Source organism: Candidatus Bathyarchaeia archaeon (assembly GCA_041447175.1).
Taxonomy (GTDB): domain Archaea; phylum Thermoproteota; class Bathyarchaeia; order Bathyarchaeales; family Bathycorpusculaceae; genus JADGNF01.
Map to the genome: position 1 here is coordinate 2,241,456 of CP166960.1, position 24,766 is coordinate 2,266,221.

Below are 24,766 nucleotides of genomic sequence, written 5' to 3' on the forward strand. Positions count from 1 at the left end.
GATGGAAAGCAGCGTGGCTGTTGTTGAGTTTTCAATCCAAAAAGCCCGCAAAGCCCAAACGTTAATGGCGCAAAAAGTCATCACCCAAAACCGTTTGCCCAGAAAAATCCGTTTTGTGGCGGGTGTTGACGTTGCGTACGCGGCTGGTTTAGCCTTTGGTGCTGCTTCTGTTCTGGATTATGATTCGCTGGAGATTCTGGAAACCCAAACGGTTACTCAGCATGTCAAGTTTCCGTATATTCCCACGTTGCTTTCTTTCCGGGAACTTCCAGCCTGCATGTCGTGCATCAAGAAGCTGAAGCGTCAGCCCGACATCGTTTTGGTGGATGCCCAGGGGTTAGCACACCCTTACAAGTTGGGGTTAGCTAGTCACCTTGGCGTAGTGCTGGATATGCCGACGGCTGGTGTGGCAAAGGATAGATTAGTCGGCGAGGTCAGGCGAAGGGGCGAAGAGCAAGTTCTGGTTTTTGAAGGGGAAGTCATCGGCGCCGTCGTGCATACCCAGAAGGATGCTAAGCCAGTTTATGTAAGCGTTGGGCACAAGGTTTCGTTAACGACAGCTGTTGAAATCGTCAAACACTGCATCCGTTATGCCCGCGTACCCGAGCCGATTCTGGCAGCGCACAAGTTGGCGTCGGCGGAGCGGAAAGCCAAAATTGAAGCGGCGACAACTACAGGTGCAGGCGAACACCATGTTGAATGCGCAACTCAAAGAAATAGCCGACAAAATCCAAGACGGCAACCTGCGAAGCCAAGTGGCTGATTTTTTGGAGAACCCAACCTTCAGTTTAGACGGCAAAGTCTACGTGGGTCCTTCTTTTGATGCGTGTCCCGGCGGACTTTCCCATCACCACACATACACGGGAGGCTACATGGAGCATGTGGTGGCTACATGGAAAATAGCCGTTGCCCTCTGCGATGTGGTGGAGCAGGTTTACGGGGGCAAAGTAGACCGAGACCTTGTGACGGCGGGTGTTTTGCTGCACGACATTTTCAAGCCAGTCACGTACATGGTTGATGAGCAGGGCAACTTTGTATCGTCGCCGCTTGCGGACAGACTTGACCACATTTCGTTGGCGACGGCGGAGATGGTTCGCAGAGAGTTTTCCGCGGAGCTGATTCATATTGTTGCGTCGCATTACGGCAACTACGGTCCCATCAAGCCCCGTACGGTTGAGGCGTTGGTGGTGCATTTGGCTGACAACGTGGACTCGCAGCTAAACGGGCAGATTCTGGATGCGGCTTGGTACTTGACGCGGAAAGCCACCAGCGAAGGTGTGCCCAAGTTGAACGCGAAGGAGGCGTTTGAGGTGGTCCAAGCGAAGGCGTCGGAAGGCTGGAGCGGCGTGGAAGAGGTCGTGAAGAAAATCAAAGAGCAAAGGGCTGCACAGAAAACTTAATACTTCAATTGACCGTGAAAGGCAGTGGCGAAACGCATGGAACCAGAAAAGGCACCAGAAAAAACCCAACAAAAAGAAGCGTCCCCCGAGGCAGCAGAGGCAGTTCCTGAAATAACGTTTGACGATTTTTTGAAGCTGGATTTGCGAGTGGGCAAAATCCTTGAAGTTCTTCCTGTGGAGAAATCCAAAAAACTCATTCGGGTTATGGCGGACTTTGGCACCGAGAAACGGCAGGCAGTTGCGGGGCTCATGCAGTACTACAAGCCTGAAGAGTTGGTGGGCAAGAAATGCGTGTTCCTGCTGAACCTGAAGCGACGCATGATGGCAGGGTTTGAGTCGCAGTGCATGATTTTGGCGGCAGAAGACGAGGCGGGCGTGGTTTCGGTGTTGCAGCCGGACAGGGACGTGGCGGAAGGCAGCAAAATCGGATAAGCACACCTTTTACTTTCAGAGGCTGATACCTCTACCCCTCTATAGGTTCTGCATCGATATGCTATTAGCATCCAAATAGGCGCCAAATAGGCGTGTAGAAGTTTATGCGGACTATGTTAAACAAGTGTTAAGAGTTCTTCTTGCGGTTTTGTCTTTAGAGTGGGAGATTGGAAAGGTAAATTAGGAAAGCAGATTACGTTAACTTGCTTTATTTGAGGGTTATTAATGGCATCTAATGAAGAAGCGTTGATGTGGGTCGAGAAGTACCGACCAAAAAGTCTAGACGAAGTTGTCGACCTAAAGGACATCGTGGAAAGCTTAAAGGCGTTCATGAGAAACCCCAAAACCATGCCCCACCTGCTCTTCGCAGGTATCCCAGGCACAGGCAAAACCACCATGGCTCTTTGCATTGCGCGGGAACTGTTTGGGGAGAACTGGAAAACCTTCACTTTGGAGTTAAACGCCTCCGACGAGAGAGGCATTGATACCGTTAGGGAAAGAGTCAAAGACTTCTCCCGCTACAGCCGAGCCGCATTTGGAAACGTACCCTTCGCGCTGATTATTCTTGACGAAAGCGACCAAATGACTGGCCCTGCACAAACCGCGCTAAGAAGAATTATGGAAACGAGCTCACGCACATCAAGGTTCATACTTATCTGCAATTACTCGGGCAAAATAATTGAGCCTATCCAAAGCCGGTGTGCCGTGTTCCGCTTCTCTAAACTGGATCCCAAAGCCATGGCTGAACATCTAAAGTGGATTGCCAAAAAGGAAAACGTCACCATGGCGCCAGGAACCGCTGAACGCATTGTGGATTACGGTGAAGGTGACCTTAGGCACGCCATCAACGCCTTGCAGACCGCAGCGGTTTACAATGACGGCGTTATTGACGATAAAACGGTGCAGAACGTTGTTGGGGAGGTTAGCAGCGTTAAGGTGCAGGTGATGATTAACAAAGCCCTCAGCGGGAACTTTATTGACGCCCGAAAGAAGATGTATGAACTTATGGGCGAGTTTGGGTTTTCGGGTTCAGAAATTGTCCACCAAATGCAGCGGGAACTGTTCAAGATGTCGTTTGTTACGCCTGAACAGAAAGCCGAACTGTCAAACATCATCGGCGAATATGATTACCGCCTGACGCAGGGAGCCAACAGCGACATCCAACTCAGTGCGTTGCTTGCACAGTTTGTTAAAGTCGGCAACACGCAAGGGGAGACTCCGTGAGCGAAAACCTGCTCTGGGTAGAAAAATATCGCCCAACCAAAGTGGCTGACGTTGTTGGCAACGAAGAAGCCAAAGCCGCCTTCGTCGAATGGCTAAGGGCAAAGCGGCGCACAAAAAAGGCGGTGCTGCTTTATGGACCCCCCGGAGTAGGCAAAACCACACTGGTTAACGCTGCGGCCAAAGAGTTCGGCTTCATCGTTATCGAGATGAACGCCAGTGACACCCGCACCGAAAAAGCCGTCAAAGCCATAGCGGGACCCGCAACCTCCTTTGTCGCATTAGACACGTTTTCAAGGGAAACGAAAGGAAACATGCTTTTCATGGATGAGGTAGACGGCATCGCGGGTAACGAGGACCGCGGCGGAGTAAGCGCCATAATAAAAATTGTGGAGAAATCCCGTGTCCCCGTCATCATGGCTGCAAACGACCCCGACCTGCAGAAGCTACGCCCACTCAAAAAAGTGTGCAAGCTGGTCAGATTTCAACAGGTGCACATTCCCCTGATAATTGGGGCACTGCAAAAAATCTGCCAAAAAGAGCACATCGAAGCAGAGTTTGAAGCGCTGGAAAAAATCGCCCAAAACAGCCGCGGCGACATGCGTTCTGCCATCAACGACCTACAAAGCCTTGCCGAAAGAAGTGACAAGCTCACCCTCCAAGACACAATGGTGCTGAGTGCACGAAACAAAGATATCAGCATGGATGATTTGCTCAGAGAATACTTTTCCGTGAAATCCTTAGAGGAGGCATCTTCGTTGCTTTTCAGATCCAACGTCGAATACGACGACCTGCTCATGGCAGTAAGTGACAACCTGCCGCTAAGGTACCCCAACCCGTTGGAGCTTGCCAAGGCGTATGATTTTGTTTCACAAGCGGACATGTTCAGGGGCAGAATAGGCATCGAACACTGGAATCTGCTCAGGTACTTCTTTAATAGTTTAGCTCAAGCCGCAGCCGTTTCACCGAAAACCTACAAGCCGTTCACGTTGATTTCGCCGCCCATCAGAGTCATGACGCTGTTCTGGACTAAAGGCAAACGAACAATGCTTAACAGTATCTGCGCAAAAATCGGCGCCCAATGCCACGTTAGCAAATATGAAGCGAAAACGATTTTCGTACCCTACCTCAAGATTATGCTGCAGCAAAAGAAGGCAGATTCACTGATTGATTGGCTAAAGCTTACACCTGAAGAAGTGACTTTCTTAATTGGCTTAAAAACGGCGGGGGCAAATGAAAAGAGGGCTGGTTTAAACACGACGGTTGTTTTAAACAAGAATGGCTTTAAGCTTCCACACGTCGAAAAAGACAAATTCGTTTTGCTACTCCGATTGGGACTGGATTACAGCCGTGAAAAGGGTCTTTACAGCATAAGAAACTACAACAACATGGACAAACTACGCGACACGCTGCAGGACATTTTGAAGGCAGAAGTATCCTTTACCCAAACCTGAGTTGTTTGCGGTACAATTTTGTTGTGCCCTTGCAACTATGGAGTTGCGCAACGAAGGAGTTACGGGTTAGCTGTGTATGCCTCAAGTGTACATGACTGGAAATCCGTGCCAGAGACAACTTGAAAAGGTTTCTACATCATTTTGTGTTCAGATACAAACAGAAAAATTTAATGGCACAAAAACCCATAAAGTAACATATGTCCAGCGAGTTTGCTAATTACCTTGCTGACTACCTAAAAAAAAGGTCAATCAACTACAAAAGATACCTTTTAACTGCACTCGAAAACAAAGACCACTGCATTTCAATATTGGCTTCACGTGAAGGAGTCATTAACGAGTCCAAGGACATTCGAAACTTGGAACTTTTATGTGACGCAAAAATTTTCGGGGAAAGATTGCAGTTCTCAAGGTCAGGTCGAAATGAATACAAAATCTTCTGTCTGACACAGTTAGGCTTAAAACTAGCAGAGGACCTCAAAAAAGACCGCATAGTAACAGCTAAGCAGACATAACAGAAACAGAGACCAAAAAGTGCCAACTAAAGGGGTCTTCGCTTCTGCTCGTTTGGTCTAACGTTCATTGCCTGAGCTTTTCTGCAAAGTCCTGCCCTTTTTTCGTCAACCGAAAAACCCTACACCGGTTGTCTCCATTGCACACAAACGTTGTTTCTTCAGAAAATATTTCTGCGTCTTTTAAGAATTCGCAATTTTTAATGTCTTGATCGGAAGCAGATTCGTTAAGGGAATCGGGGCACAAAAACTGCTTTTCTTCGTTGTCGAATGCGTTGAGAACATATTTCTCAAGGAGAAGGGCACGTTCAGCAATGTATCTTGTTAGGTACTCGTCTAATCCTGACATTTATGACCCTTAATATTATTCATTATTTTGTAAGAATTTAAATTTGTTTATGAATTGTTCATAATTTTTTATGAAAGCTATAGGTCCTTTCACAAACAAATCATAATGATGAATAAAGAAGGTAATTTGCGGCTGTTTTCCAACAGCCACTAACATACGTCGCCAATTTTAAATGAAAAATTGGATAATTACGGGCAGAAAGACAAGCGTTGTCACTGACATGAGCTTGATGAATATGTTCTGCCCGGGCCCCGCGGCGTCTTTCATGGGGTCGCCAACAGTATCGCCTATGACTGCTGCTGCATGTGCTGCACTGCCTTTTCCTCCGAAGTGCCCACTTTCAACGTGTTTCTTTGCGTTGTCCCATGTGTTTCCTACGTTACCCATGAAGAGACCCAACATCAACCCAACGATGATAGCGCCAGCCACCATACCAATCATGGCTGATGGCCCCAACGTTATACCCACAATAATAGGCGCCAATATAGCGACTGCCCCCGGAATGATTAGCTGCTTAAGGGCGTTATCAGCGGTGATTTTGACACATTGGGCGTAGTCGGGTTTGGCGGTTCCCTCAATTATGCCTGGAATGTGGCGGAATTGTCTGCGGATTTCTTTGACCATTCTGTCCGCGCCGTTGCTTACGCCTAAAACGACAACTGCAGTGAAGAAAGGCGGCATTGCTGCGCCGATTAGAATTCCCGCGAAGGTTCTAGGGTTAAGCAGGCTCAATACAGCGTCTTGTCCACCCGCGAACGTGGCGGCGTATGAGGTGAAAGCGGGCAACTGTGTGATAGTGACAAAGAAGGCGATTGCCGTTAAAGCTGCTGAGCCGTCGGCGAAGCCTTTACAGATTGATTTCATTGTGTTTCCGACTGAATCCAGCTTGTCGGTGATGTCTCGTACTTCAGGGGCTAGTTTTGCCTGTTCAGCTATACCAGCTGCGTTGTCAGTAATTGGTCCATAAGCGTCAGCAGCCACTACGACGCCTATGATTGAGAGCATGCCCACGGCTGAAATTGCTACGCCGTATACTCCGCCAAGCAAAAAGGCGGTCATTTCGGCGATGGCGATGAATATTATGGGAATAACTACGCTGTAGTGGCCCATTGAGAAGCCTTTAAGGATTGTCAATGCGGGTCCTTGTTCACATGCGGCAGCAGTGATTTTTGTAGGTTTAAAGCTGCTTGAAGTGAAATAATTGGATGTTTGACCAATGATTACGCCAACAACTAAGCCGCTTAATAGTGAAATGAACACTCCTGAGGATAGAGTTTCATACCAGCCCCAACCAAGAACACCCATTAGCACAAAGAAAGTTGCCACGGCAGTAACGATTGTAGCTATGACGGAGGCGCGGGTTAAGGCTTTTTCTGGGGAACCTCTAACGGTGAAGGTTGTACATATTGATGAGATAATGCCGACTCCAGCGATGACTAAGGGAAGCAAGACCCACTCCATGTTTGGGATTCCCGGCGAAGACTGAAATTCTGGAAGCACTGCACCAAGAATCATTGTTGCAATAATTGCGCCAACATACGACTCGAACAAGTCAGCGCCCATTCCTGCAACATCCCCAACGTTGTCGCCGACGTTGTCTGCGATTACGCCGGGGTTTCTAGCGTCATCTTCAGGAATGTGTTCTTCGACTTTGCCTACAAGGTCGGCACCTATGTCGGCGGCTTTAGTGAATATGCCCCCGCCAACGCGGGCAAATAATGCGACAGTGCTGGCGCCGAAACTGAAACCTATAACTTCATTTACAACTGTTGGTGCAGTGACAGCATCTAAGCCGCCGAATAATGTAAAGACACCCATTACCCCTAAAAGGCCGATGCCCATAATGCCAAAACTAAGAACGGTTCCGCCTCTGAAGGCGATGTCTAAAGCTTTTGATAACCCTTTGGTTCTTGCAGCGTTCGCAGTTCTTGAGTTGGATCGAACTGCAATGTTTAAGCCTATGAAACCGGTTGAGGCTGAACAGACTGCACCAATCACGTAAGAGATTGCCATCAGGGGTGTCACAAAGAGGGCGATGCATATGGTGAGGACTACTACGATTACGGCTATAACTGTGTATTGTCGTTTTAGGTAAGTGGAGGCGCCTTCTCTGATGTATGCAGAGATTTCTTTCATTTTGTCGGTGCCTTCATCTTGCTTGAGAATTTTCCAAGAAGTAAAAATTACAAATAGTATTGAAAGAAGACCAGCTAGTGTTATAAACAAAGATAGACCAAAGGTGCCTACCATTATGTTCCCCCTTGCTTGCAATAGTTCTGCGTAGTGTCCGCTCGTCCAATATAAACTTATTTAATAAATGTCTACAGCATTCACGAAAAAACAAATAACTTTGAATAAAAACATCTCGGTTATGAAAAACTGTCGCGGATACAGCGTTTATAGACACAGAAACGCAATGTCCTTCGGACAGCAAGACAGAAAAAAAGACACCCGTTCAGCATCTTTGTTAATGAGTACGTCAAAGTTGTTTCTTCGCATATTTAATCTCCTAAGTAAGTACTGCTTTTTTACGTTTGTTCAGTTCTTATGGCTCTGGAATAGCAGAGAAGTGAACAAAGGAAGAAAAAGCACATAAAACGGTTTCGTACTTAACAAAAAATCAACCGTACGAACAACAACCCGCATAAAGGATACATACGGAAAACGGTATTCCGGACAGCGTAGTTTTGGCATAACATTATATAGTTGAATGTTTGTACAGAAATCCATTGAAAATAAGCGTTAAAATGTACAAACATACAAAAAAGTGATTATGATGAGCGAACGTGTACAAAAAAACAGCTCCTACTTAAATGGCAAATCAACCGTCGGAACAAACACCCGCCTCAAAGACACAAACACCCTAAGCGGAATGTGTCCAATATGCATCCGCGACTGCCCAGTTCTCTGCGAAATCAGCCTCTCCGCGTTTCGAGGACATGAAGCCCTCTACCCAGAACCTATTCAATTCGGTTCAAGCACCGCCGGCGCACTCAAAAACTTCGGCTTAGACTGGAGCCACTTCAGCATCCAAGCCGGCTTATTCGAAGCTCAAGGCATCAGAGAAAGCAGCGAAGACGCAATATTCCCCAAAGTCAACGTGGAAACTCAAGTTGGCGGCATGCCGCTTAAGCTTCCAGTCTTGACAGGCGCTTTCGGTTCGACCGAAGTTGCTCGAGTCAACTGGGAAGGCTTAGCGACAGGCGCAGCTTTGGCAGGCGTATCCATAACTATCGGCGAAAACGTCGTAGGCATGGACACTGAATCAAAGCTTGCAAGCGGCAAGGTGATGGCCTCCCCAGAACTAAAACGTAGAGTGGACCTGTTCCGCAAGTTCTGGGATGGAAAATATGGCGATGTCATCGTCCAGACAAACGTGGAAGACCAAGAATTAGGCATAGACGTTTATGCGTTGTCTCAGCTTGAAGTCAACATAATCGAGCGCAAATGGGGGCAGGGAGCAAAAGCTATAGGTGGCGAAGTACGCATCAAAGACCTACAGAAGGCCATCCTGCTCAAGAAACGCGGCTACATCGTCATTCCTGACCCTGAAGACCTTACAGTCCAAGAAGCCTTCAGAAACGGGGTATTCAACACCTTCGAACGACACAGCAGAGTAGGCATACCTAAAGAGAAAAACTTTATCGAAGACATCGAATGGCTACGCAAACTAGGCGCCAAAAAAGTGTTTTTGAAAACCGGCGCATATCGCCCCTCTGCAGTGGCTTACACGATGAAGTTTGCTTCAGAAGCTAAAATTGACGCATTAAGCTTCGACGGTGCAGGCGGAGGCACAGGCATGAGTCCAGTTCCCATGATGGACGAGATGAGCATACCTACCGTTTATCTACAAGCCATAGTTCTCAAATGCGCGCAGATACTTAAAAAGAAAGGGAAACATGTTCCCGACTTAGTTATGGCTGGAGGATTCATCGAAGAAACCAGCATCTTCAAGACAATAGCCCTAAGCAACTTTGGAGAGGGATCATTAGTGAAAGCTGTTCTGATGGGACGTTCGCCGATTACGGCTGCGATGAAATCCAGCTACTTTAAGCAGCTTGCAGCTGAAGGCAGACTACCTAAACAGTTCGCAGACCGCTTTGGCACCACACCAGACAAGTTCTTCATCACCACACCTGAACTAAAAGCAAAGTACGGGGCACGGTTTGGCGAAATCCCCTTGGAAGCCATAGGCGTCTACACATACTTAACGGACCGCGTGGGGGTTGGTTTGAAGCAGTTGATGGCGGGTAACCGCAAGTGGAAACTAAACTTGCTTGGCAGAGGCGACTTGATGAGCCTTTCCGAGTTAGCGACCAAGGTCACGGGTATCCCGTTGGCAAGTGAAGTTGAGAAGGATGCTGTCGAGGCAATCCTCGAATAAGCACTATCCACCTTCTTCTTTTTTCCAGCGTACTGTTAAGCGGCTTGTTTTAGTTTTTCAAGGTCTTTGAAAAGTGTTAAGTGGTCCTTTAAGTGCCCCACAACCAAAAAGTTCTTACGCACATGTTCCTTGCCGTTGGCACCCATCTGCTTGGCTTCAGCAGGATGCTTAAGAAGGTAGAGCGTTTTCTCCGCTGCCTGGTCCACCGTGTCAACCAAATAACCCGTTTTGCAGTCTAAAATTTGAAGCGGAATCCCACCAACTTTCCGACCAACAACGGGCACCTTTTTCCACAACGCTTCCGCCACAGTCAACCCAAAGCCTTCCCGTGTGGAAAGCTGCAGAGCAACCTGGGAGGCTCGTTGGAAAGCGTTTACTTCCAAATCGTTAACTCCTTTCAGGTCGGTGAGCAAGTGAACGTCGGGGTCTTCGCCGATGTGCCGAGCCGTCTTTTCCAGATACAGCCAGCCTTCAGGGTCGTCAGTTGCCATTCCTGCAATTAGGAGAAGCTGAACCTGCGGCATTTCCTTTTTCACCATGCGGTACACATCAACCGCCCCCAACGGGTCTTTCCATGGGTCAAAGCGGGCAACCTGAGTGATAATTGGCCTGTCAGGATGTACACCAAACTTCTCCAAAATACCTCTTACGGTGTCGTCAGAGAGGTCTTTGTTTTTTTCATTTAGAGGATTAATTGAAGGGGGGCTGACCTGAATTTCGGGAACGTTAAGGCTAGGCATAACGTATTCTTTAGCCGTGAAAATCGCGCCCTCATAACGCCTGATGTACTGTTCCAGAAACGCCCAGACAGATAAATTAGGGGTGGAAAGGTCAATGTGGCAGCGCCAAATCCATTCACTATTTTGCTTTTTCTGAAAATTGATCAAAGCAGCGGGCTGATTATCATGAACCACAACAAAGTCAGTGTCCAGAACAATAGACTCAGCGTTTGCCTTGTTGTAGTCAAGGTAAATTCTTTCTTCCTCTTCAGTTAAAGGCACATTCATGCCTTGCAGGGCGTTGTGGATTTTTTTGGTCACGTTAAAAAAGTCAAAAGCACCCTGAAGCACTTCCCAACGAACATCTAACCCGATGTCCTTCATAAGGGGAACCATGCTGTTTAGAATCTCTGCCACTCCGCCCCCGAAAGCTGTGGAGTTCACGTGAGTTACGGATTTCTGCTTCAAGGATTCAGCCAAGGCTTTTACCGAATTGATTTCTTCTTTGCCAACGATTTTGGTGTAATCATCCAGTTTTATGGGTTTTACAAGTTCTACACGCATAGTCTTGTGCCTTCAAACATCCAAAGAAGCCGACAAAGCTAATATTAAACAATCGACACTAATAAGTTTGTCACAGTTTTGCACGCTGACAACAGCACACCCTAACAGATATTTTAACGGTTACGTCAAATGAGGAACGCAGATGAAAATTGGAGCTAACTGCCAAAAAGAAAACTGCGAATTCACTGTCTGGGCACCCTACCACAACAAAGTCAGCTTAGTTGTAAATCAAGAGCAGCCAATACCAATGAACAAAGACCTAAAGGGCTACTGGAAGCTAACCCTCAAAGGCATCAGATCTAACACACAGTACCGCTACAAGATAGACCAAAAAGGCATGAAGCCTGACCCTGCCTCACATTTTCAGCCACAAGGCGTTTTTGGCGCCTCCGCTGTTGTTGACCACCACGCCTTCAATTGGAACGACAAAACTTGGAGTGCCCCAAACCTTGCCGACATGGTTCTTTATGAGCTGCATGTGGGAACCTTCACCAAAGAAGGCACCCTAAGCGCAATCGTACCGCGCATAAAGCAGCTTTCCGAGTTAGGCGTGAACGCGTTGGAGCTTATGCCCGTGACGCAGTTTTCAGGGGAACGCAACTGGGGCTATGACAGCGTCTTCCCCTTCGCCGTGCAAAACACCTATGGCGGTCCCTTGGAGCTCAAAAGGCTCGTTCAAGCCTGCCACGCAAGCGGGGTTGCAGTGGTTTTGGATGTTATTTATAATCATGTTGGTCCTGAAGGTAGCTGTCTGGCGGATTTTGGCCCCTACTTTCTTGAAAGCCGCATAACGCCGTGGGGGTCAAGCATAAATTTTGACGGAAAAGACTGCAGGGAGGTTCGTAACTACTTTTTGGAGAACGCCCTTTTCTGGTTTGAAAACTACCATGTCGACGCTTTGCGGTTGGATGCTGTTCACGCCATCATGGATGTCAGCCCCAAGCACATTCTAAAGGAAATGTCAGAAACAGTCGATGCCTACTTGAAACAGCGACATAAAAAAGGGTACCTTATTGCGGAAACAAACCAAAACGACCAAATACTCATCCAGCCCCGAAGCGCGGGGGGTTTTGGGTTAGATGCACAGTGGCTAGACGATTTCCATCACGCCCTGCACGCATTGGTCACAGGGGAAAAAGCAGGGTACTATGTGGATTTTGGCCACGTAAGCGACCTAGCGAAAGCCTTGCATAAAGGGCTTGCTTATTCGGGGCAGTTTAGCCCGTTCTTTGAAACCAAACAAAGCACCTCATCAAAGCAGGTTTTGCCTGAACGATTGGTGGTTTTCTCGCAAAACCATGACCAGATAGGAAACCGCGCCCGTGGGGAGCGCCTAGTCGGCTTGGCGGGGTGGGAGGCAGCAAAACTGGCTGCGGCACTGGTGATTTTGTCGCCTTACGTTCCGCTGCTGTTTATGGGGGAAGAGTACGGTGAGCAGGCACCGTTTTTGTATTTCACGAGTTTTTCTGACCAAACCTTGGCGGATAAGGTGCGAAAGGGCAGACGAAAAGAACACCAAGAAGAGGCGTCTTTTTCAGAAATCCCTGACCCGCAGAGCATCGACACGTTTATGCGTTCCAAGATTAATTGGGAACAACGCAGCAGAGGAGCAAGCCAAAAAATGCTGGAATACTACCAGAGGTTACTGCAGGTGCGAAAGCATCTTCACGGCAAAAGTTCAGAGCAAAATTTTCGTATGGAAGTGGCGGAAGGCGAAACAGAAGGAGTCCTGCTTATGTCGCGAGAGGGTGCTTGGGGGTTGGTTGCCAACTTCAATAGCCACGAAGTGAAGACGGCGTTGGGGTCTGCACAGAGGGGCTTTGTGAAGGTTTTGGATTCGGCGAATACTGCTTGGGTGGGGCAGGGTGCAGTGCAGCCCAAAAAACCAGTTTCCCGACAGGTTTTGGTGGCGCCTTTAAGTGTAGCAGTTTATGCTAACGCGGACTTGGTGAAGGTCTTTGAGTGAAAAATACATCTGCATTCATGGACATTTTTATCAGCCGCCACGTGAAAATCCTTGGCTGGAAGAGGTGGAAGCCCAAGAAGCCGCACACCCTTACCACGACTGGAACATGCGCATAGCCGCGGAGTGTTATGCACCTAACTCAGTTTCCCGCATCATGGATCCCCAAGGACGCATAATCGGGCTGGTAAACAACTACTCGCAAATCAGCTTCAACTTTGGTCCCACGCTACTGTACTGGATAGAGAAACATGACCCTGAATTGTACAAGTCGATTCTGGAAGCCGACAAAGAAAGCATGAAAAACTTTTCTGGACACGGCTCAGCCATCGCGCAGGTCTACAACCACATGATTATGCCCCTCTCCAACCGAAGAGACAAAGAAACCCAAGTGAAGTGGGGCATACAAGACTTTCAGGCACGGTTTAGGCGGTTTCCTGAGGGCATGTGGCTACCTGAAGCCGCAGTGGACAACGAGACGCTTGAGGTTTTAGCGGAAAACGGCATAAAATTCACCATTCTTGGTCCACTTCAAGCCAAAAACGTAAGGAAAATCGGCGAAGAAAAATGGACCAACGTGTCGGAGGGAAGAATAGACACAAAAAAGGCGTATTTATGCAGGTTAGCTTCGGGTAAAACCATAAACGTATTCTTCTATGACCGCACGGCATCAAACGAGGCAGCTTTTGGTTCCGCGCTTTCCAACGGCGAGTTTTTTGGGAACATGCTTTTGTCCCGGTTCAAGAGGGGAAACACAACAGGCTTAGAGAGTTTAGCCTCCGATGGAGAACTCTATGGGCACCACCACGCCCACGGCGACATGAGCTTAGCCTACTGCCTCTACTACATTTCTGCAAACAAACTGGCTCAAATCACGAATTTTTCGGAGTTTTTGGAAAAGTTCCCTCCAGAACACGAGGTTGAAATTATCGAGAACACGTCCTGGAGCTGCAGCCATGGGGTTGAGCGGTGGCGAAACGACTGCGGAGACAGCACAGGAACACACCCCACTTGGCATCAGGCATGGCGTAAACCGCTTCGTGAAGCTATGGATTGGCTTAGGGATTTGCTTGCACCCAGTTTTGAGGCAGAAGCAGGAAAATACCTCAAAGACCCCTGGGAGGCTCGGAACGAGTACATCCAAGTGATTTTGGATCGGTCACGGGAGAACGTTGACAAATTCCTCGCCGACCAAGCCAGCAGGGAACTCAGCGAGGAGGAGAAGCGGCGGGTTATGAAGCTGCTTGAGATGCAAAGACAAACCTTGCTTATGTACACCAGTTGCGGCTGGTTTTTTGAGGAAATTTCAGGCATAGAAACCACGCAGGTCATGATGTATGCGGCAAGAGCGATGCAGCTTGCCAAAGAAACGTTTGGAACAGAGCTTGAACCCGAATACGTTAACAGGCTAAAACAGGCGCCGAGCAACCGTCCTGAATATGGGGATGGCGCAAAAATTTACGAGTTATTTGTGAAGCCTGCCATGACGGATTTAACGAAGATAAGCGCATTAAACATCATCTCGAACCTTCTTTTAGGAAACTCTCAGTCGTCCAACTCGTCCATGGCGGCTTCCAGCCGCAGCTTTGAGGTCACTTTAGAGGAATTGGAGAAGCGAGAAAGCGGAAAGTTCCGTTTGGCGCTGGGTCGCCTACGGGTTTTTTCACGGATAACGTTAGATGAAGACGTTTTCGGTTGTGCCGCTGTTTGGTTAGGTGACCATAATGTTTCCTGCGGGTCATACTGCCGCATGCCGCCTGAAGCCTACAGCGCCATGAAAGTGGAAATTCGGGACAGCTTTGAGAAAGGGCAAATAAATGAAGCCATCCAGCTTATGCCCAAACATTTTGGCTCAAACACCTACAGCCTCAAAAACATGTTCAAAGACGACCAGAAACGCATCTTGGGCTTTGTAATTGAAGACGGCATCAAAAAGGCAGCGGGACTCTACGACATTGTATACCATGACAATTCGGCGTTGATGCGCTTCATGAAAGACATCAGGTTCCCCATTCCCCACGCCTTCAAAGCCGCCGCCAACGTCATCGTGAACAATGGAATCACCCAGGTGCTTTCGGAGAAAGAGTTTGATGTGGAGGCGCTTCAACGGTTAATTGACGACGCAAAACACATGGATGTAGACATCGATTTGGAGCTTTTTGCACTTAAAGCCAACGAGAGAATCGCAACAGAATTCACAGAGCTTGCGCAGGCACCCGAACAGATTGAGCTTGTTTTGAGGATTAGTCAAACGGTGAAGGCAGTTAAAGCGTTGCCTATTCATTTGAATTTGTGGTTTTCACAAAACATCGCTTTCAAGATTGCGCATGGCCATTACAGAGAACAAAAAGAAAAGAAAGACGACCCAAACGCTCAGGCGTGGGTTGCAGCGTTTAGGCAGCTTTGTGATTTGATTGGAATACGGTTGGAGTAACGTGAAAAGCCCGTTCGCCGCGCAACGCGTGCAGTTTAGCAGCAAGTTTGGCTTTGACCAACTCCAAGAGGTGCTGCCGTACCTGACTAAGCAGGGAACCTGCATCAGCAGACAAAGAAACCGAAAAGAAGCTAAGCAGAGTGGGACAGAATTGGCTATGGATGCGACAAAATTGTGGGCGCAGCGTCCAGTAGCACTACAAATTTATGGTGACGCGACATGACAACAACGGCGAAGCGGGCAAGCGGCGTTTTTCTGCATGTTACTTCGTTGCCTTCCGCTTTTGGCATCGGCGACCTTGGCCCTGAAAGCTACAAGTTCGCAGACCGGTTGGTTTCGCTTAAACAGCAGTTTTGGAGTGTGCTGCCGCTTAATCCCACCAGCCCCACCGAAGGCAACTCCCCCTACAAAACCGACTCAGCCTTCGCCGCAAACCCCCTGCTCATCAGCCCCGAAAAGCTATCCGAAGAAGGCTTAATCACCAAACCCCAAATGGAAAACGCACGCCTCAAGGCAACAAACAAAGTAGATTTTGTGGCTGCAGAAAAAACAAAAACGGCGCTCCTTAACCACGCTTTCCAAGCTTTTTGCAAATCGAAAAATAAGGCGCTGACAGGGGCGGCGGATTTTGAACAGTTCCAACTGGAGATGTCGGGTTGGCTAAATGACTATGCCCTCTACAAAGCGCTCGCCAGCAAAAGCGGCGAACCATGGTATCTGTGGCCTGGACCGTTGCGCAACCGTGAACCCCAAGCACTAGTCAGGCATGCCGAAAGCCTCAAGGAGCAGGTAGAGCAGGAGAAGTTTGTTCAGTACACTTTTTTTAGCCAGTGGCAGGCGCTAAAAGAGTACTGTAACAAGCGGGGGGTGAAGATTTTTGGGGATTTGGCGTTTTATGTGAGTTTGGAGAGTGCAGATGTTTGGGCGCACCCTGACCTGTTTAAGCTCAACAAGCAGCTCATGCCCCAGTTTATCGCGGGGGTTCCGCCTGACTACTTTAGCAAAACAGGGCAGTTGTGGGGCACGCCCATATACAAATGGCGACGGCTTGCTGAGACACAGTTTGAGTGGTGGATTAGCCGGTTAGAGCATAACCTGAAGTTTTGTGATGTGCTGCGGTTTGACCATTTCCGCGGGTTTGTGGCTTACTGGCAGGTTCCCGCCCACGCTAAAACCGCCAAGACAGGCCGCTGGATAAGGGCACCCACAAAAACCTTCTTTAACAAAGTCAAAGAGCACTTTCCAACGTTGCCATTTATCGCCGAAGATTTAGGCTACATAACCAAACCCGTCCACAAAGTCATAAGCTGGCTGGGGCTTCCAGGCATGAGGGTGCTGCTTTTTGCTTTCGGCGGCTCCGCAGCTAATCCGCATCGCCCTGAAAATCACGTTTCAAACGCGGTGGTTTACACTGGAACGCATGACACAAACACGGTGAGGGGCTGGTTTACTCAGGAAGCAGACGCCAAAGCAAAGCGGAAAGTCTTTGCTGAGGTGGGACGGGAGGTTTCAGAGACGCAGGTTAGCTTTGAATTTGTCAAAATGGCGCTATCATCTAAGGCGCGGCTAAGCATTGTGCCACTCCAAGACGTCTTAGGGTTGGGGTCAGAGGCACGCATGAATTTTCCAGCGCGGCAAAGCGGCAACTGGCTGTGGAGAGTCACCGCAGAGCAACTGGCAAGCGAGAAGCTAAACGAGTTTGGGCAAGCAGCAAAGCAAGCAAACCGCGGCTGACCCTGTCAAAGGGGTATTACAAGAGGTCGCCCGACGTATTTTTCCACGTTCACGGGGAGCCCATAGACGGCTTCGATGTTTTTGGGGGTGATGACGCTGTGGTCGCCCGCGGCGAAGATTTTGCCGTCTTTAAGCAGCAGAAACTTGTCTGAGTACCGCAGTGCAAGGTTGAGGTCATGCATTGTGAGAATAGCGGTTAAGTCGGTTCGTCTAACCACATCCACAAGTGTTGCCATGATGCGGTGCTGATTACAAAGGTCCAAGCTGCTTGTGGGTTCATCAAGAAGCAAAACTTTGGGTTCCTGCACTAATGCACGTGCTAACTGGACTTTTTGCAGTTCCCCGCCGCTCACTTCATCAATGTACTTAAGCGAGAGCGCATCTAAGCCAAGACAGTTCACTGCGTCTTTGGTGATTTCTATGTCTTTGCTTGAAACATCCCACGTGATGTGGGGTTTTCGTCCCAGCAGAACCGAATCAAAAACCGTGATTTTTGAAACGTCCGCCCGCTGAGGGACATACCCCACCCGCTTGGCGACTTCAACACGTTTCATTTTGTGGATTTCTTCGCCGTCCACCATAACGGTGCCTCGTCGAGCCTTCAGCAGCCCATTGAGGCATTTGAGCAGGGTGGATTTGCCCACGCCGTTGGGTCCCAGTATGGTGAGGATTTCGTGTGCATCCACCTCCATGTGGATATCTTTGAGCACGGAGGGGCCGCTTTTGTAGGAAAATTCTATGTCTCTTACGTTCAACTTCATTTTCTATACCCCCGAATGAGTATGTACATGAATAAGGGTCCACCCATGAAGGCTGTGATTACGCCCACAGGCAAAACCAGAGGGGAAATTATGGTTCTGGCTAACGTGTCAGAAACAACTAAAATTAAACCGCCGACTAACGCGGAGGCGGGCAGCACAAAGCGGTTATCAGAGCCTATTACGCGTCTAACCATGTGGGGCGCCAGTAAACCCACGAATCCGATGATGCCCATCAAAGAAACTATCAGAGCAGCAACGACGGAGGCAAGCACCATGCCCACGGTGATGTGTCGGTTGACGTTAACGCCCAGACTGTTGGCGGTGTCTACGCCGGCGTCGATGGCGTTGTAGTTCCAGCGGTTGTACAGGAAGTAAATGAGCACAGGGGTAGACGCGGCTACAACTAAGGTTAAGCTGTCCCAGGTTATGCGGCTTAAATCTCCAAACGTCCAGTAAATAATGGAGGCTATTTGTACGTCGCTGGCAAAATATTGCACCGCCGTTAGTCCCGCGGCGAAAATGGAGCCCAAAACCACCCCTGACAACACGATGGATTCAGGTGAAACCTTGGTTAACCGTGTCAACCCTAAAATGACGGCGGTGGAAATTAGGCAGAAGCAGAAGGCACACAATGTTACAGTGTATTGATTGCTTACGATAACGGCATCTTTGGAGTTGCTATAAAACGCTCCCGCGCCCAGAACAACTATGGCGAAGGCGGCTCCAAACGCCGAGGCTTGGCTAAGCCCAAGCGTGTAGGGTTCACAGAGCGGGTTTTTAAGCAGACACTGCATGACAGCACCGGCAAGGGCAAGCATAGCTCCCGCAATTACTGCTACTAACACGCGAGGTAAACGGATGCTCCATGCGATTCCGCTTTGGCTGGCGATTTGCTCCAAAACCTCAGACAGAGACAGATTCGCCGAACCTATGCTTAACGCTATGAGGGAAACTACGATTAAGACGATGGCGCAGACAGTTATGAAGAGGATTTTTCGCCCAACGTATTTTGAGTATCCTGAAGAACCAGGTTTCGTTGAGCCGTCAGCCTGTTTTTGGGTCATTATATGCTGCTTCCGTTAGGTGTAGGTTTACGTGCAAAGATTATCTCAGAAAAAGCATCCACCGAAACTATTTCCTGCACTTCGAGTCCCGCTTGCTTGAGCTTGTCAAGGTATGCTTCCCGTTCGACTATTGGACCAGCCGAGTGCGCCTTGCTACCCAGTTGTTTACCTTCAAACGCCAAAAGGTTCCAGTCCAAAGTTTTAAGGGCACCTTCGCGGTCCGAGTCTTTAAAGCGGCGAAGCACAACATCCCCGCCTGGCTTTACTGCGTTGACAATTTTTGGGATAAGGGTGGGGTCGCTGCAGCTTTGGTTAAACGACGAGAAGACAACATCGTAATCTTGACCTATGCTGTCGTGATAGAAGTCCCCAGGCAAAATGTGGACGTTTTGGACGTTGTATTCTTCAACGTATTTGCGGGTGACAGATACGACGCGGGGCAGGTCAAAAATGAAGGCTTCCAACTGGGGGTTGAGCGCTGTGAAGGCAATGGCGTAAAGACCGTGCCCGCCGCCAAGGTCTAAAAGGCGCCGCCAGGTTTGCCAGTTGACATGCGGTTTTACGGCGTTTATGGTGTCGGAAACTGAGCCTGCCTGCGCCCACTCCGCGATGCTAAACAGCCAGTTCTCACCAAAGAGTTCTGTTCTTTCCTGCATAATGGGCCCGTTTTTGAGTAGGATTGGCAGCTGGGTCCAGCGGTCGGCGCTTCTTTTCATGTTGTGAAGAGTATGGGTCAAGTAATGTTCGGAGGAGGGCGTAAGGTAGGTTTGAGCCAGTGGCGTGTTACCGTAGGCATCGCCAGATTTTGCCAGCACGCCCATCTCGACCAGTGCATCACAAAACATGACGGCCATGGCTTCATTGTAGTTGAGGGCGTGGGCTAATTCGTGTGCTGTTTTTGGAGTGACTGTATGTTCAAAGAGGTTTGAGTCCCAAGCGGTGGTGAGCAGATAAAACCGCTCTAAGCCCTGCAGCGCATTCTCCATTAAGGCTGCAAAGGCTTTTGAGCGGATAGATGGAGGGGTTAGTAGCGTTTTGGGGTCTTTCATGGCTGTTGTTTCTCCGCTTGTCTTTATTTGAGAGCTACTGGCCCGAACTCGCCGGTGAGTTGAACCATCTGGTCATATAGGGGTGCACCGCAAAGGAAGGTGTAGATTTCGTCGGCTTTCTGCGGGGGGTTTATGTCTGCAAACTGGTCAGGGTAAAGAACCGTACCTACATAGTAAGCGTCCGATAATGCTACGTCAAAGTTGAGGGCGTACCAGTTGTAGCCCATCAAGCCGTAGACACAGTTGTTTTTTATGGCATCTAGCTGCTCGTACACGTCAGCGTGGTCGTTTACGTCTTGTTGACACAGGCTTAACCCGTTATGGTCAACAAAGAGTACGTCGGGGTTTAACCCTGGAAGCGCTTCCATGTCTATGTTTACAACTTGGGTGCTGTTTTGAGCCATATCAGGGGTTATGACGTTTTTTGAGCTGGTCATGGTGAATGGCGAGTAGAAGGCGCTTGTTGAAGTGAAGCCGTGAAGTCCACGTGAGGAGAGTCCGCCAATGTACACGGTTGGTTTTTGTGAGTCGGGTATGTTAGAGGTCCGAGTTTGGAGGTCGCTCATCAATCCGCTGACGTAGTTTATGACTGCCGTGGCTCGGTCTTCCTTATGCAACACTTGCCCCATAAGGGTAAGGCTATCGTAAAAGGTTTGAACACTGTCGGGGGTATCGAGACCACCATAGACGATACCGACGACGGGTATTCCAAGTTGGCTCTGCAAGGAGTCAAGGTTTGAAGTGGCAGTGTCAGTGATGAAGACCACATCGGGGTTTTGGGCTGCGATTAGTTCTGGGTCGCCGCCAAACTGCGGACCAATAACTGGCAAATTCAAGTACTCAGGGTGCGCCATAGCGTAGGGGCGTCCATCAAGGGGGTTTTCTATTTGTTCAACTCCACAAACTAAGTCACTTGTATATAGGTAGGTGATTAGCCGTAGGGCGCCGTAATTTAATCCAACAATACGGGACACATCGTTAGGTACGGTTACAGTTCTTCCTGCCATGTCCGTCACCTGATGGGTCGGTTGCGGAGTCTCTGAGGGTGAAGGGAACGTTGAAGGAGCAGGAGATGCGGGTTGGTAGTAGGTTAGGGCGACACCCGCGGAAGCCACGATGATAACTATGCATACGATGGCGTAGATTGCGGCTTTATTCATTTGCGTCACCTGCTTTTTGAGTTGCTTGGGATTGCTCAAGCACAAAACTTGTAACTGCCTCGATGCTTGGAAGAGTTAAGTCAAGCGCCGTGCCCGTTAATCCGTTTTCCAGTATGGATTGGTTGTAGGGTAAAATTCCAATTACCCGTTCTTTTCCGACACTATTTACTAGTTTGTCGGCGAGGGCATCGGGTACTTTGTTGAGGATAAAGTAAACGGATTTAGCGGCTTCTTTTGCCATGTCAGTAATTTTTTGGGACAGCTTTATCGACTCGTAAGAGGGGTCCAGTACAGCTAAAACCAAGTCGACACTACCGGCAACGCCTCGGCCTAGGTGTTCCACGCCCGCTTCGGTGTCGATGATGGCTACGTCTTTGGGTCCAAGTTGGAGGTGGCTGAGGAATTCGCGGGATAAACCGCCCATGGGGCAGGCGCAGCCTTCTCCGAAATGTTTGACTTTTCCTATCTGAAGCAGGTATAGACCTTTGCCGTTTTGGGAAACGTAGTCTGGGGGTATGTCGTCGATGCGCCAAGTCTCAGTGAAGAGAGGCTCTTTTTCGCCCTCGGAACGTTTTGCCCACATTCGCTGGAAAACGGCTTTTTTGCCGCCGATTTGCTCCATGAGTTCGAGGGGGTCTTTTAAGCCAAGTTGGGCGCTTAGGCCATAGTTTGATTCATCGGTGTCTACGACTATAACGCGGTATCCTTTGGTTTGGAGGTTTTTTGATAGGAGAGAGGCGAGAGTGCTTTTGCCGCTGCCGCCTTTTCCACATATGAGGAGTTTCATGCCTGACCACCGCAAGTGTTACTTTTTTACAGAAAAGTAGCACTATTTAAAGTATTACTTTATAAAAAAACAGTAACACCATCAAAACCAGCAAAAATAGCAAAGAATAATGGCGCCGGGGAAGGGATTCGAACCCCTGCGAGCACGAAGCCCACTAGCTGGCTTGCCCTTTGTGCAGTTTTGGATCTCGAGGCTAGCGCGATAACCACTCCGCCACCCCGGCATAGCTGACAATTAGATGCGGCTTTGGGCTAAAAACGTTTCACTCCACCACAACCATTCACACACAACCCAAGCAAAGAAAGGCGCAAAAACAACTGCAAACACAAAGCCACCCCAGCAGCTGAATGAACAACATTACCACACGCAACTCAACCAACGCCACTCAGACAGAAATTTACCATACCCGAATCCCCTTCAAAAAAACCAAACCAAACCTGACGACATACCTTAAGTAGAGTCTATTAAGATAACAAAACGGATGGATGCATCTTGCAGAAAAAAATTCTAACCGCAATATTGACTTTCATGCTACTGGCAACAACAATAGGCATGGTCATCCCCCAAGCAGCTGCCTACAACCTTCGCAGACCAATCCGGCCTACCCCCACAACTGCCTACCCGTCAACCGTATCTTTCTCAGGATACACCTGGTACATCGAAAACACACAACAACCCTGCAATCCGGGACCAAACTACTGGTCAAACAACCCCGAAAACGTGTGGGTCGACGAAAACGGCTGGCTACACCTCAAAATCACCCAGCGAAACGGAAAATGGTACTGTGCGGAACTGACAACAATTCAAACATTAGGCTACGGCACCTACGCCTTTTACCTTGCAAGCAGAACCGACAATCTGGACAAAAACGTAGTTTTAGGCTTATTTGCCTACAAAGACGACACCCACGAAGTCGACATTGAATTCTCCAAATGGGGCATAACAAACTACCAAAACGGCTGGTTCACTGTACAGCCGCCACCCTATATAGATGGCAAAAACCAGAAAGCCTTCAACTTTGAACTAAGCGGGGACTACACCACACACTACTTCACTTGGAGCCAAAGGTCAATATATTTTGAAAGCTTCCATGGACACTACCCAGTAGGCACCCAACCACAAGGAAACGTTATAGAGTCATTCACCAGCTACCAACGCGTAAGTGCCCAAGGAGTCAAAGCCCACATTAACCTCTGGCTATACAAGGGACTCGCCCCCTCTGATGGCTTGCCCACTGAAGTAGTCATAAAAAGCTTTACCTACACACCCTAACCAACCACACCTTTTTTATCAAAAGGCTATGTGCGGACTTTGATGGCGTCCAAACCGCCTGACCGCTGAAGCTTCTGCCACTTCTTCTCCTTACCAATAAGTGCTTTAACCACTGAAATAATCGTCACAATGTCAATGAATTGCTTGTAGATGAACACAAAAAACGGCGAGTAAACCGCCAACCCACTCCCTTCATTATCGATGGACAGGGCAAGCAGCGAAACAAACAACTGGATCAGCAGAAACATAACCACCATGCGGGCAAACAGCAAAAAACCGCCCGTTAAGGCAAGCACTAGACCTGAACTGAGCGCGATGAAGCTGGCGAGCGGATTGAAAAGCGAAAACAGCATAATCGGAAACACAAAGCTGTGCAACGCGCCATAACGGGGGTTCCCAAAAATGTCCTTATGCTTAAGCAAAGTCTGGAAGGTTCCTGTGCCCCAGCGGATTCTTTGCCGGTAAAGAGCTTTCCAAGAGGAGGGCACTTCAGTGTATGCGTGAGCTGCGGAGCTTGAGCTTACGGCGCCCCGGGTTTTTAGCAGCTTGATGGTTATGTCAAAATCTTCCGTTAACGTGTCTGTGTCATAGCCACCCACGGCGGCAACACGTTCCTTTTTGAATGCTCCAAAGGCTCCAGGAATCACCATAACGGCTCCGAAAAGAGCAAAGGCGCGCCTTATGGTGTTTATTGCCATTATGTACTCTAGTTCCTGAATTTTTGTCAAGAGCGAATTGCTGTTAAGCACCTTGATGTTGCCCGCGACGGCTACGTTGTTGGGGTTGCTTGCCATGGCTTTGACAATCATGTTTACAGCGTCTCTAGTGACCATGCTGTCAGAGTCAATGGTGATGACAATTTCCCCTTTGGCAAAAAGAAGCCCATAGTTAAGGGCGGATGCTTTGCCTCCGTTGGGTTTTGTAATGACTCTAACGCCTTGTTTTTCGTAGCCTGAAGCCACAAACTTTGTTAGGTCAGTTGAGCCATCGTCGATTACGATGATTTCTTTGTTTTCGTATTTGAGGTTTACCAAGCTGTTTAAGGTGCGGGATATCACGGTCTGCTCGTTATAAGCTGGAACAAGAAGGGTCACCAGCGGTTTGGTGTTACTTTCAGCAAGGTTGTCTTCCATCCCTTTGAATTTGGCTGCAGGAATTATCGGGTAGGAAGTTATGAAAAACGCAATGCTAAAACCCACCGTGAGGGTTATCCTGAAAACCGCTTCAAACGATGACCCCAAATAGCCCAAAAGAAAAAGCAGAGTGGATATGCATGCGGGAATCACTGCTACAAGCATTAAGGGGGCAAACCGGCTGCCGGAGGTGCTTTCGAAGCGTTTTTTTCGGGAAAGCAAAATTACGTATATGTCGGCTGCTAAGGCGCAGGAAACAGCGATGTACATGTCTATTGTGCCAATTAGCAAAGAAACTATGGTTAAGGTGACAACCACCAAGGCACCATAGACAAAAGTAGACTTTGACATTTAATCAACCAACAATGCAACAGAAC

The 24,766-nt window shown here is 48.7% G+C and carries 21 protein-coding genes and 1 tRNA gene; 12 read left to right on the plus strand and 10 right to left on the minus strand.

Features of this window, described 5'->3' with window-relative positions; genetic code table 11:
- Position 1: 1 nt before the first annotated feature.
- The 6 genes from ACBZ72_11590 (at position 2) to ACBZ72_11615 (ending at position 5,019) form a co-directional block, all read left to right on the plus strand.
- Positions 2 to 763 (plus strand): endonuclease V, encoded by a 762-nt coding sequence (locus ACBZ72_11590; protein ID XES76802.1) that lies wholly within the window; start codon positions 2 to 4, stop codon positions 761 to 763.
- Positions 693 to 1,400, plus strand: coding sequence for an HD domain-containing protein (locus ACBZ72_11595; protein XES76803.1), 708 nt, complete (start codon positions 693 to 695; stop codon positions 1,398 to 1,400). The genes ACBZ72_11590 and ACBZ72_11595 overlap by 71 nt, the downstream gene beginning before the upstream one ends.
- A gap of 36 nt (positions 1,401 to 1,436) precedes the next feature.
- The gene (gene metG / locus ACBZ72_11600; GenBank protein XES76804.1) at positions 1,437 to 1,832 is read left to right on the plus strand and encodes a methionine--tRNA ligase subunit beta; all 396 of its coding nucleotides are present in this window, start codon (positions 1,437 to 1,439) and stop codon (positions 1,830 to 1,832) included.
- 225 nt (positions 1,833 to 2,057) lie between these two features.
- Entirely contained in the window at positions 2,058 to 3,056 is a 999-nt protein-coding gene (locus ACBZ72_11605; protein XES76805.1) for a replication factor C small subunit, read from the plus strand.
- Positions 3,053 to 4,507: a replication factor C large subunit gene (locus tag ACBZ72_11610; protein ID XES76806.1), complete on the plus strand. Its 1,455-nt coding sequence runs from the start codon at positions 3,053 to 3,055 to the stop codon at positions 4,505 to 4,507. Before ACBZ72_11605 ends, ACBZ72_11610 begins: the two co-directional genes overlap by 4 nt.
- 197 nt (positions 4,508 to 4,704) lie before the next feature.
- A complete protein-coding gene (locus tag ACBZ72_11615; protein XES76807.1) occupies positions 4,705 to 5,019 on the plus strand; it encodes a hypothetical protein in 315 nt (104 codons plus the stop codon).
- Between the two features lie 64 nt (positions 5,020 to 5,083).
- Here ACBZ72_11615 and ACBZ72_11620 read toward each other — a convergent pair whose 3' ends face one another.
- Positions 5,084 to 5,365 carry a hypothetical protein gene (locus tag ACBZ72_11620; GenBank protein XES76808.1) on the minus strand — a complete coding sequence of 94 codons (282 nt, stop codon included), beginning with the start codon at positions 5,363 to 5,365 and terminating at the stop codon, positions 5,084 to 5,086.
- A gap of 168 nt (positions 5,366 to 5,533) precedes the next feature.
- A complete protein-coding gene (locus tag ACBZ72_11625; GenBank protein XES76809.1) occupies positions 5,534 to 7,615 on the minus strand; it encodes a sodium-translocating pyrophosphatase in 2,082 nt (693 codons plus the stop codon).
- Between the two features lie 526 nt (positions 7,616 to 8,141).
- Here ACBZ72_11625 and ACBZ72_11630 point away from each other — a divergent pair.
- Positions 8,142 to 9,749 (plus strand): glutamate synthase-related protein, encoded by a 1,608-nt coding sequence (locus tag ACBZ72_11630; GenBank protein ID XES76810.1) that lies wholly within the window; start codon positions 8,142 to 8,144, stop codon positions 9,747 to 9,749.
- Positions 9,750 to 9,784: 35 nt separating this feature from the next.
- Here ACBZ72_11630 and ACBZ72_11635 read toward each other — a convergent pair whose 3' ends face one another.
- Positions 9,785 to 11,032 carry a glycosyltransferase gene (locus tag ACBZ72_11635; GenBank protein ID XES76811.1) on the minus strand — a complete coding sequence of 416 codons (1,248 nt, stop codon included), beginning with the start codon at positions 11,030 to 11,032 and terminating at the stop codon, positions 9,785 to 9,787.
- A 142-nt stretch (positions 11,033 to 11,174) separates the two neighbouring features.
- Here ACBZ72_11635 and treZ point away from each other — a divergent pair, with 142 nt between their 5' ends.
- Genes treZ through malQ form a run of 4 tightly spaced genes read left to right on the plus strand, consistent with a single transcriptional unit; the run spans position 11,175 to position 17,163 of the window.
- Complete coding sequence (treZ, locus tag ACBZ72_11640) at positions 11,175 to 12,998, plus strand: malto-oligosyltrehalose trehalohydrolase (GenBank protein XES76812.1); 1,824 nt, start codon at positions 11,175 to 11,177, stop codon at positions 12,996 to 12,998.
- Positions 12,991 to 15,429: a DUF3536 domain-containing protein gene (locus tag ACBZ72_11645; protein XES76813.1), complete on the plus strand. Its 2,439-nt coding sequence runs from the start codon at positions 12,991 to 12,993 to the stop codon at positions 15,427 to 15,429. The genes treZ and ACBZ72_11645 overlap by 8 nt, the downstream gene beginning before the upstream one ends.
- A 1-nt stretch (position 15,430) precedes the next feature.
- Entirely contained in the window at positions 15,431 to 15,652 is a 222-nt protein-coding gene (locus ACBZ72_11650; protein ID XES76814.1) for a hypothetical protein, read from the plus strand.
- Positions 15,649 to 17,163, plus strand: a complete 1,515-nt coding sequence (gene malQ, locus ACBZ72_11655; GenBank protein ID XES76815.1) for a 4-alpha-glucanotransferase — start codon at positions 15,649 to 15,651, stop codon at positions 17,161 to 17,163. The genes ACBZ72_11650 and malQ overlap by 4 nt, the downstream gene beginning before the upstream one ends.
- A gap of 5 nt (positions 17,164 to 17,168) precedes the next feature.
- On the opposite strand, the gene ACBZ72_11660 is transcribed toward malQ, so the two are convergent.
- From ACBZ72_11660 to ACBZ72_11685, 6 genes are all read right to left on the minus strand, one after another.
- A complete protein-coding gene (locus ACBZ72_11660; GenBank protein XES76816.1) occupies positions 17,169 to 17,924 on the minus strand; it encodes an ABC transporter ATP-binding protein in 756 nt (251 codons plus the stop codon).
- The gene (locus ACBZ72_11665; protein XES76817.1) at positions 17,921 to 18,988 is read right to left on the minus strand and encodes a FecCD family ABC transporter permease; all 1,068 of its coding nucleotides are present in this window, start codon (positions 18,986 to 18,988) and stop codon (positions 17,921 to 17,923) included. Before ACBZ72_11665 ends, ACBZ72_11660 begins: the two co-directional genes overlap by 4 nt.
- On the minus strand, positions 18,988 to 20,037 hold the full coding sequence (locus tag ACBZ72_11670) for a methyltransferase (GenBank protein ID XES76818.1): 1,050 nt from the start codon (positions 20,035 to 20,037) through the stop codon (positions 18,988 to 18,990). The genes ACBZ72_11665 and ACBZ72_11670 overlap by 1 nt, the downstream gene beginning before the upstream one ends.
- A gap of 23 nt (positions 20,038 to 20,060) precedes the next feature.
- Positions 20,061 to 21,197 (minus strand): iron ABC transporter substrate-binding protein, encoded by a 1,137-nt coding sequence (locus ACBZ72_11675; GenBank protein ID XES76819.1) that lies wholly within the window; start codon positions 21,195 to 21,197, stop codon positions 20,061 to 20,063.
- On the minus strand, positions 21,190 to 21,984 hold the full coding sequence (locus ACBZ72_11680; GenBank protein XES76820.1) for a P-loop NTPase: 795 nt from the start codon (positions 21,982 to 21,984) through the stop codon (positions 21,190 to 21,192). The genes ACBZ72_11675 and ACBZ72_11680 overlap by 8 nt, the downstream gene beginning before the upstream one ends.
- 110 nt (positions 21,985 to 22,094) lie before the next feature.
- A tRNA-Ser gene (locus ACBZ72_11685) sits at positions 22,095 to 22,207 on the minus strand.
- Between the two features lie 269 nt (positions 22,208 to 22,476).
- On the opposite strand from ACBZ72_11685, the gene ACBZ72_11690 reads away from it, so the two are divergent.
- Positions 22,477 to 23,256, plus strand: a complete 780-nt coding sequence (locus tag ACBZ72_11690) for a glycoside hydrolase family 16 protein (protein XES76821.1) — start codon at positions 22,477 to 22,479, stop codon at positions 23,254 to 23,256.
- Between the two features lie 26 nt (positions 23,257 to 23,282).
- Here ACBZ72_11690 and ACBZ72_11695 read toward each other — a convergent pair whose 3' ends face one another.
- Positions 23,283 to 24,740 (minus strand): glycosyltransferase, encoded by a 1,458-nt coding sequence (locus ACBZ72_11695; GenBank protein XES76822.1) that lies wholly within the window; start codon positions 24,738 to 24,740, stop codon positions 23,283 to 23,285.
- Positions 24,741 to 24,766 lie beyond the last annotated feature (26 nt).

Coding starts and splice junctions, on each gene's coding strand:
- malQ (XES76815.1), top strand. CDS start 15,649: ATGACAACAACGGCGAAGCGGGCAAGCGGCGTTTTTCTGCATGTTACT.
- metG (XES76804.1), top strand. CDS start 1,437: ATGGAACCAGAAAAGGCACCAGAAAAAACCCAACAAAAAGAAGCGTCC.
- ACBZ72_11665 (XES76817.1), bottom strand. CDS start 18,988: ATGACCCAAAAACAGGCTGACGGCTCAACGAAACCTGGTTCTTCAGGA.
- ACBZ72_11595 (XES76803.1), top strand. CDS start 693: ATGTTGAATGCGCAACTCAAAGAAATAGCCGACAAAATCCAAGACGGC.
- ACBZ72_11695 (XES76822.1), bottom strand. CDS start 24,740: ATGTCAAAGTCTACTTTTGTCTATGGTGCCTTGGTGGTTGTCACCTTA.
- ACBZ72_11670 (XES76818.1), bottom strand. CDS start 20,037: ATGAAAGACCCCAAAACGCTACTAACCCCTCCATCTATCCGCTCAAAA.
- ACBZ72_11620 (XES76808.1), bottom strand. CDS start 5,365: ATGTCAGGATTAGACGAGTACCTAACAAGATACATTGCTGAACGTGCC.
- ACBZ72_11625 (XES76809.1), bottom strand. CDS start 7,615: ATGGTAGGCACCTTTGGTCTATCTTTGTTTATAACACTAGCTGGTCTT.
- ACBZ72_11630 (XES76810.1), top strand. CDS start 8,142: ATGAGCGAACGTGTACAAAAAAACAGCTCCTACTTAAATGGCAAATCA.
- ACBZ72_11680 (XES76820.1), bottom strand. CDS start 21,984: ATGAAACTCCTCATATGTGGAAAAGGCGGCAGCGGCAAAAGCACTCTC.
- ACBZ72_11660 (XES76816.1), bottom strand. CDS start 17,924: ATGAAGTTGAACGTAAGAGACATAGAATTTTCCTACAAAAGCGGCCCC.
- treZ (XES76812.1), top strand. CDS start 11,175: ATGAAAATTGGAGCTAACTGCCAAAAAGAAAACTGCGAATTCACTGTC.
- ACBZ72_11675 (XES76819.1), bottom strand. CDS start 21,197: ATGAATAAAGCCGCAATCTACGCCATCGTATGCATAGTTATCATCGTG.
- ACBZ72_11590 (XES76802.1), top strand. CDS start 2: ATGGAAAGCAGCGTGGCTGTTGTTGAGTTTTCAATCCAAAAAGCCCGC.
- ACBZ72_11605 (XES76805.1), top strand. CDS start 2,058: ATGGCATCTAATGAAGAAGCGTTGATGTGGGTCGAGAAGTACCGACCA.
- ACBZ72_11615 (XES76807.1), top strand. CDS start 4,705: ATGTCCAGCGAGTTTGCTAATTACCTTGCTGACTACCTAAAAAAAAGG.
- ACBZ72_11635 (XES76811.1), bottom strand. CDS start 11,032: ATGCGTGTAGAACTTGTAAAACCCATAAAACTGGATGATTACACCAAA.